The sequence below is a fragment of the Beijerinckia sp. L45 genome (assembly GCF_009765775.1).
Classification (GTDB): domain Bacteria; phylum Pseudomonadota; class Alphaproteobacteria; order Rhizobiales; family Beijerinckiaceae; genus RH-AL1.
This window is the reverse complement of sequence record NZ_LMUU01000172.1, coordinates 29042-30011: the sequence shown is the minus strand read 5'-3', so window position 1 is coordinate 30011 and position 970 is coordinate 29042. Positions and strand designations below refer to the sequence as shown.

Sequence of the window (970 nt, the reverse complement as noted above, 5' to 3'; positions counted from 1 at the left end):
GGCTGTGGATCTCGTCGCCCATCTGCTTGAACTTGCCGCTCTTGTGAAGCGCCGGCAGCCTCTCGATGAGCTGGGTCAAGGACTCGGACTTGTCCGCCACCGGCATGACTACCGGGGCAAGCCCTGCGAGGTCGCCGAGCGCTTCGCCGGACTTGCCGCTGGCGACGAGCGCCGGCAGCAGCGGGAGGAGCGAGAGCGCGTTCACGACTGGGGCTCGACCGGCTTCGCGACGAGCGGGCCGGCCTGCGGCGCGGATACGCCGTGCAGGTAGGCGTTCACGATGCCGTAGCAGCCGAACACGAACGAGGCCGTCGAAACGACCTGGTGCGCGGCGCCGGCGGGGATAAAATCGGGGATGGCGAGTGCACCGCCACCGATGGCGCCGAGCAGCACGAAACCGGCGTTGATCGCCATCGAGACCTTCGGAGAGACGGTCATGTCAGACTTCCTGATAGATTGCCGGGAGCCGCCGGCGCGGGATAGGTTTCGCTTTGCGAATGACGGGGCTTCAGCAATGAGCGAGCACGGTGCGACGGTGATCACGCGCGACTTCGGTAAGGCCGATCGCGAGCACGCGCGGAAGCTCGCGACGCTGATCGGCGAGCTAGAGGCTCACCAAGACGATGTTCTGAAAAACCCGGGCAAGTACCTCAAGGAAGCCAGCGACCGGATGCTTGAGTTGCTGACGCAGGTTCGTGCGGCGCAGGATGCGCTTCTCGAAGTCGTGTCATGGAAATTCGATGACGGCGCCGAGCTTCACACGATGGAAGTCGTTACCGTCGACAAGCGGCGGTGGGATCGGATGCAGCGGGCGACAGACCTCTTGGAAGCGATCAAGACCTAGCTGGCTTCGACACCAGCACGATCGAGATCTTCAGCGCGGTGAAGAAGTGCTCCGCGATCGCCGCGACGTCGGTGTCGTGGTCGGTGCCGTTGATGATGCGGCGCGCATCGACCCAGTCGGTCGCGG

Annotated in this window: 3 protein-coding genes; 1 reads left to right on the top strand and 2 read right to left on the bottom strand. The window is 64.6% G+C overall.

Features of this window, described 5'->3' with window-relative positions; all coding sequences use genetic code 11:
- Together GSQ79_RS29085 and GSQ79_RS19075 are read right to left on the bottom strand one after the other, a co-directional pair.
- Nucleotides 1-205: hypothetical protein (locus tag GSQ79_RS29085; protein WP_210253140.1), on the bottom strand; the 205-nt coding region annotated here is incomplete at its 3' end.
- Nucleotides 202-438 carry a hypothetical protein gene (locus tag GSQ79_RS19075; RefSeq protein WP_158810252.1) on the bottom strand — a complete coding sequence of 79 codons (237 nt, stop codon included), beginning with the start codon at nt 436-438 and terminating at the stop codon, nt 202-204. The genes GSQ79_RS19075 and GSQ79_RS29085, both read right to left, overlap by 4 nt.
- On the opposite strand from GSQ79_RS19075, the gene GSQ79_RS19070 reads away from it, so the two are divergent.
- Entirely contained in the window at nt 437-844 is a 408-nt protein-coding gene (locus GSQ79_RS19070; RefSeq protein WP_158810251.1) for a hypothetical protein, read from the top strand. The genes GSQ79_RS19075 and GSQ79_RS19070 overlap by 2 nt on opposite strands.
- Nucleotides 845-970 lie beyond the last annotated feature (126 nt).

Coding starts and splice junctions, on each gene's coding strand:
- GSQ79_RS19070 (WP_158810251.1), top strand. CDS start 437: ATGTCAGACTTCCTGATAGATTGCCGGGAGCCGCCGGCGCGGGATAGG.
- GSQ79_RS19075 (WP_158810252.1), bottom strand. CDS start 438: ATGACCGTCTCTCCGAAGGTCTCGATGGCGATCAACGCCGGTTTCGTG.